At 62.2% G+C, this 6,089-nt stretch carries 8 protein-coding genes and 1 pseudogene; 3 read left to right on the top strand and 6 right to left on the bottom strand.

Features of this window, described 5'->3' with window-relative positions; genetic code table 11:
- The 6 genes and pseudogenes from ACFWW8_RS37910 to ACFWW8_RS37885 all read right to left on the bottom strand — a co-directional run.
- The coding region (locus tag ACFWW8_RS37910) for an IS256 family transposase (RefSeq protein WP_386537332.1) at positions 1-839 on the bottom strand (839 nt) is incomplete at its 3' end.
- A gap of 104 nt (positions 840-943) precedes the next feature.
- Positions 944-1,642, bottom strand: coding sequence for a hypothetical protein (locus ACFWW8_RS37905; protein ID WP_386537327.1), 699 nt, complete (start codon positions 1,640-1,642; stop codon positions 944-946).
- Positions 1,643-1,686: 44 nt separating this feature from the next.
- Complete coding sequence (locus ACFWW8_RS37900; protein WP_386537324.1) at positions 1,687-2,013, bottom strand: hypothetical protein; 327 nt, start codon at positions 2,011-2,013, stop codon at positions 1,687-1,689.
- 367 nt (positions 2,014-2,380) lie between these two features.
- Entirely contained in the window at positions 2,381-2,989 is a 609-nt protein-coding gene (folE, locus tag ACFWW8_RS37895; protein ID WP_386537322.1) for a GTP cyclohydrolase I FolE, read from the bottom strand.
- Between the two features lie 54 nt (positions 2,990-3,043).
- Positions 3,044-3,421 (bottom strand): dihydroneopterin aldolase, encoded by a 378-nt coding sequence (folB, locus tag ACFWW8_RS37890; protein ID WP_386537330.1) that lies wholly within the window; start codon positions 3,419-3,421, stop codon positions 3,044-3,046.
- Between the two features lie 433 nt (positions 3,422-3,854).
- Positions 3,855-4,373, bottom strand: a pseudogene (locus ACFWW8_RS37885) (IS30 family transposase); the annotation flags it as partial.
- On the opposite strand from ACFWW8_RS37885, the gene ACFWW8_RS37880 reads away from it, so the two are divergent.
- From ACFWW8_RS37880 to ACFWW8_RS37870, 3 genes are all read left to right on the top strand, one after another.
- A complete protein-coding gene (locus ACFWW8_RS37880) occupies positions 4,309-4,944 on the top strand; it encodes a hypothetical protein (protein WP_386537335.1) in 636 nt (211 codons plus the stop codon). The pseudogene ACFWW8_RS37885 and the gene ACFWW8_RS37880 sit on opposite strands and share 65 nt — an antisense overlap.
- 222 nt (positions 4,945-5,166) lie before the next feature.
- Positions 5,167-5,394 carry a hypothetical protein gene (locus ACFWW8_RS37875; protein ID WP_386537320.1) on the top strand — a complete coding sequence of 76 codons (228 nt, stop codon included), beginning with the start codon at positions 5,167-5,169 and terminating at the stop codon, positions 5,392-5,394.
- A gap of 114 nt (positions 5,395-5,508) precedes the next feature.
- Complete coding sequence (locus ACFWW8_RS37870) at positions 5,509-5,796, top strand: hypothetical protein (protein WP_386537317.1); 288 nt, start codon at positions 5,509-5,511, stop codon at positions 5,794-5,796.
- The last annotated feature ends 293 nt before the right edge of the window (positions 5,797-6,089 follow it).

Raw genomic sequence — 6,089 nt, 5'->3', positions numbered from 1 at the left:
TTGAGCACCTTGGCGATCTTGTCCCAGTCCTGGCGGGCGGCATAGCGGAAGGAGTTCCGCAGCAGGTGGACCACGCAGGTCTGCACGACCGTGCGGGGCCAGACGGCCTCGACCGCGTCGGGCAGGCCCTTGAGTCCGTCGCAGACGAGCATGAGGACGTCGTTCACGCCGCGGTTCTTGATCTCGGTGAGGATGTGCATCCAGTGCTTGGCGCCCTCACCGCCATCGCCGGCCCACAGCCCGAGGATGTCCCGCCGGCCATCGGCCGTGACGGCCAGAGCCACATAGATGGGCCGGTTGGCCACCGCGCCGTCGCGGACCTTCACGTGGATCGCGTCGATGAAGATCACCGGATAGACGGCGTCCAGGGGCCGGTTCTGCCACTCGGCCATGCCCTCGAGGACCTTGTCGGTGATCGTGGAGATCGTCTGGCGCGACACCTCCACGTTATAGACCTCGGCCAGGTGAGCCTGGACCTCGCCGGTCGTCAGACCCTTCGCGGCAAGCGAGATGACCATCTCGTCCACGCCGGAAAGACGCTTCTGCCGCTTCTTGACGATCTTCGGCTCGAAGGAACCCCCGCGGTCGCGGGGCACGGCTATCTCCACCGGGCCGACCTCGGTCAGCACGGTCTTGGCCCGGGTGCCGTTGCGTGAGTTGCCGCCGTTCTTCCCGGCGGGATCGTGCTTGTCATAGCCGAGGTGGTCGGTGATCTCGCCCTCGAGAGCGGACTCCAGCAGCCGCTTCGTCAGCTGCTGGAGCAGCCCGCCCTCACCGGTCAGCTGCAGGCCCTCGGCCTGAGCCCGACCCACGAGCTCGTCGATCAGCCGGTCGTCCATGGACTTCGACGGCACCGCCTCAGACGGCTCGACGGTCTCAGTCTCGGTCACGTTGTTGCTGGTCATCGATGCATCTTCCATGATCGGGAGTTACACCGAACGTTTTACAGTCCCCGCTGCATTTGTCCAGCATCACCGCGAGCCGGCGCGGCGTTCCAGCGGGAGTTACGCTCGAACGATTGACTTACCGCAGTTGCGGTGAGTCGTGACAGCGCCTCATCGAGCGTGGTGAGGCCGCTCCCTGAGAGCGGATCAGTGGGCCATGGCCATGCGTGGGAGTCGAAGGAGGCTAGGGGCGGCAGGATTGGGGTCATGTTGCGCGATTGCGCTTCACGCTGGACAGCACGTCGAGCTGCGCTCGCAAGGATGTCGACATCCATGAGGTGGGCGTCAGCGAAGAAGGTGTGCCCGAGTTCGCGATCTGCCTCAACCCGGGCGAGGAGCTCCAACATCGCATCTGGCGTCGTGGTGAACTCGGGGGTCTCGAAAAGAAGCAGTCGGTTCCCTATTGCCTCCTCGTCCATGTACTGGGCTAGAACCGTGTAGAGGACGTTTCCCCGGCGTGCGACGAACAGAGTGTTGGTGGCAGCGCGGAGTCGTTGCCAGTCGTTGCCCAAATGGGCTTGCCATACTTCGAGTACCTTCATCCAATGGGCTACCTGGATAGAGGCGGCGCTCTCCATGCATCGGGCGATGTCTGGACCACAGGCCCGCACGTACGTCTGCAAAGCTCCGGAGTCGAAGCGGGCGGCGCCACATGTTTCAGTGATGAATTCTTGACTGAGTGACAGCACGCTCTGCATGGCGTCCGTGTCACACTGCTGTGCGGCGGTGAGCTGCTTTATCTCTAGCTGGGCTTACTTGCAGCGGCATCAAGGCGCTCCAGCGCCTGTAGCCCCAAAGCACCCTCGTCACTTTGTGTGTCGATGAAGGCCGCGTAAACCCCCAGGGGCACGTGCGCGACAGCCTTCAAGCTCCGATAGGCGAAGGGGACTGGAGGGGCTTCCCTTTGTACGCCGCTGGGATCATAGAGAATCATCTTTCCTCCCCCCCCATTAAAGAGTGCGAGGAGGATCGGTCGGCTTTCCAGTATTCGCTTCTTGTAATTCATCAGCGCCATATCATACACATTCAAGGTTCCCGAGTTTAGATCGATCAATACTTTGGTGCTCATGTTTCCATTCCTTGCCGGCGGGAGCCACCCGGACATGGTAGCCCGCTGAACGATCGCGATCGAGGTCGCTTCGGAAGATCGTGAAACCCTGTTTTCGTGCGCGGAATACAGGACGGGCTTGCCGAGCGATTCTCTGAGGAGTTACCAAACGTCGTATTTTTGGCACTCTGGATGTAGCGAGCGCCTTGACACCGCAGACCCACACACTAGACAGGACATGTCAGACGAGCGGCATATCGAGGCTGGGTCCAAGCCGTCCCGTAAGGACACCCTGCCAGCCGGCACATCGTCGCAGCGGGAGCGGTCCTAACGCCAACCCGCCATCATACCCGCGAGTTGGGCATCCACAGATTAGCGAGACCCTGTATCAGACCCTGCGTCCGATGATGAGACTCATGGCCTCTTGGCGAGTAGCGCCATCCCGAAGTTGGCCACGAACGGCGGACGTAATGGTCTGGGATCCTGGCTGTCGAACTCCACGCACTGACATGCACATGTGCTCGCACTCGCTCACCACGATGACGCCACGTGGCTGAAGGATACGCATGAGAGAATCTGCGATCTGAGTGGTGAGTCGCTCTTGAATCTGAGGTCTGCGAGCAAATACCTCAACCAACCGGGCCAGTTTCGAAAGTCCGGTGATTTTACCGTCGGCGGAGGGAATGTATCCTACATGCGCGACCCCGAAAAATGGCAGCAGGTGATGCTCGCAGGTCGACTTGACCTCGATGTCTCTCACCAACACCATCTCATCGTGACCTAGGTCGAACGTCGTCGTCAGCACATCTTCCGGCCTCATACGCAGACCGGAAAAAATCTCCCTGTAAGCCCTGGCTACTCGGGCAGGTGTGTCTGTCAGACCTTCCCGATCCGGGTCCTCGCCGACTGCGATCAACAGTTCGCGGACGGCGGCCTCGGCTCGCTTCTCGTCAAATTGCATCACGAGGGGCTCTGCAATAATGGATGAATCGATCATAGACCCTTCAAAACTAGTATCTCATCGAGCTGGCGGTGAGGGTGCACGGCGTGATCAATCCACACGTTCTTCGGACATGCGGCTCCGGTTAATGGTGATGGATGCATCTTCGAAGAATACGGCGATCGGTGCGTACGGCTTGTGGACTGTCACCTCGACCTGCTCAACCGCCCTGTTGCTGAGGCACTGCTCGGCAATCCGCTGAGCCAAGGTCTCGATGAGGTTGACCGGGTCTCCGGAGATGATCGACAATATCTGCTCCGCCACAACACCGGTGTTCGCCGTATAATTTAGATCGTCTTTCTCGGCGGCTAGGCGGGAGTCGAGGTAAAGAATTACATCAACGATGAAATCCTGGCCCCCGATCCGCTCATGCTCGAAGACTCCGTGAAATCCCCTGCCGCGGAGGCCCTTCAGAGTGATGCGGTCCAACATGGAATCCACTACTCCTTTTCGGCCGCGCGATGATCTTAGATACTTATATGCGCGCCTCAACCCGGCAGGACACGTATGATGTATGAGATGATGGTCCAAGAAGATGCGACCGCAAGCTCCGAGTGCGCGATCATCCTCGAGATTCTTCAGGTCTCGGTAGCACCGGAATGCGCCTGGTCGTTCCTGGTGAGCGCTTCTTGGGGCGCTTCTTGTAGAGTTCGAGGCCGCGCGGAAGGTGACCACTCCCACGCTCCACCACCCCTTGGGACGAGCACATGAGTAGTCACTACTCACATGCGTAAGTCCCCGTTATATTTTTCGCGGTCCTGCAATGGGGCCGCTGGCCTCCGGGCCCGGTATGATTGCGTTGGAATCAACCGGTCGTTGCAACACTGGCCTTTTGTAGCAACCGTAGCTGTTCGTTAAGTGCTTAGGCTGGGGTCTCCCAACCGAGTGTCCTGCGCGGCCTGGTGTTCAATGCATGTGCGACGGCTCGGGTATTCTTCGACGGACCAGTGCGAGAGGTCCGTGCCCTTCGGGAGTACCGGTGCAGAAGCCCTTGGGTGTTTTCGTTTGTTCCTCGCTGCCATGGGCTGTGGGGATCGATGAAGAACACAGGGATACCGGTCTCGATGCGGAATTGTGTGTGGGCCCAAATTTACTTGCCGCGTCTCATGTCACGGATCGCCTCAGCTGTTCGGGCAGCGTCGACATGGTGTTGGCGAGTTCCTTCTCCATCGAGATTGCGCCGTATCCGGCTAGTGCGGGGCCGTTCTTCGTGCGAGGGATCGTTCCGTATTCCGCCTCGCGGGGCAGGTTGAGCAGCATCGTGAAGCGGGTCCTCGACTTCGGCGGGCCTCTCGCTGATCAGCGCTTCCGGCGCGATGTGCGCCCAGATCTTCCGGCGTGAACGTGCCCGCGGCGCACTCAGAGCGCGACGACGCGCCAACCGCATCCGACTCGCCGGCACCGGCACGACGCCGCCACGCCCACTGTTCGTCGAGCACGACCTCAAGGCCGACAAGAACTGCGTCGGCCCGCACGACCAGCACACCCGCGACGTAGTGATGGCGCTGCTGCCCGCCTCACCGCTCTGGCCGACCCGGAAGTACCGCGGCTGCGTCGATCACGGGGTGAGGCTCCTGGGCTTCGTCGGCTTGATCCTGGACCGGCTCAAGGCTCATCCCGGAGACGGCTGGCAGGCCCGCTGGCAAGTGGCCGGCGCCGACCAGAGCAAGGAGATCGTGCATGCCGGAGTCCTGGGCGATGACCAATGGAAGTCCCAGCGCAAAGGCGTGATCTCAGGCATGAACCTGCAGATGTCCCACCGGATCGTGCTGCCGGGCTACGGCTTTCTGCGTGGCTACGGCCGTGCGGTTCTTCAAGAACGTCCAGCAGCTCTTCCCCGACGGCAAGCTGGAGCAGATGCGCCGCTACGGGGCCGACATCGGCATGACGGCCCGTCACATCGACGACGACATGCGTCTGGTCGCGTCGATCATTCTGCACACCGGCCATGACCTCGACCGGCGCACCGCGGTGGACATCCTCTACCGCCGGGCCCGTGCTCGGCGCGAGAACGGTGAGGCATACGTCGGCACCCACAGTCCTGGGACCTGCTGGGCGGGGCTGGTGTCATCCAGTCCAGGGACGCGCTCAAGGACGCGCTCCGGCACGGGCAGCGGCCAACCGCCGAACTGGTCGACTCCTACAACATCCAGTCCACCCAGATCCGCAACGTGATGGTGCGCTACCTCGATGAACGCCGACCCGGAGTCGACTACGGCACCTTCCGCAGACTTGTGAGCGAGTTGGTCGGCGTCTTCTGGGCGGACATCGAACCGCACCACCCCGGCATCGGCACCCTCCGGATTCCCGACGATGTCATCGGCGGCTGGAAGCAGCGTCCGATGACCGACACGACAAGAGCGGCCAGGTCCGAGAACGTCGCTCACGCATTGACGTCATGATGCGCATCCGCGCCTTCTACCTCGACATTCAGGAATGGGCACATGAAGACCCCTACTGGGCCCGTGGGCCGTCCCCAGTCCCATCAGCTGGGGCGACGGCGCCGGAACCCACAAATGATCAGGCAGACCACCACGCGGATGCACCAGCGGGTTCGGGAACGGCCCCCGCACCTGCCGGTCCTCGCCGAGACCGCGGAGCGAGTGCGCCGCGAGGCCGTCGCACTGCTGGACGCGCCCCGGGCCACGCCGTTCAACGAGGTCTTCGATCACGACGGGAAGAGCTACGTGCGGGTGCTGCCCAAGGTCAACCCAGGGCGCAGCCGCCTCGACCACGGCTCGCCGCACGTCTACATCAAGGAAGTCGGCAGCACCGGCCGGCGGATCAACCGGAGCCTTGTCTAGGACGACGCCTTCTGGTCCTGGGCCGTCATCGAGACCCTGCGGCACATCGGCGTCCGGGCCGAAGATCTCACCGAGCTCCCCCCGTTATGTTTTTCGCGGTCCTGCAATGGGGCCGCTGGCCTCCGGGCCCGGTATGACTGTGTCCCCTCTGTCGCACGGATGACCTGGGGGGTGGTGTCGCCGGGCCTGTGGGGTGCCGTCGGAGACGCTGATGAGAGACCCGGCCACCGTCCGGTCCGGCGCAATGCCGGGCAGTTCGCGGGCGGCAGGTCTGCATAACGTGGATGCGCGAG

The organism is Streptomyces sp. NPDC058701 (genome assembly GCF_042715295.1).
In the GTDB taxonomy this organism is placed as follows: Bacteria; Actinomycetota; Actinomycetes; order Streptomycetales; family Streptomycetaceae; genus Streptomyces.
This window is presented reverse-complemented; position numbering and strand designations above follow the sequence as displayed.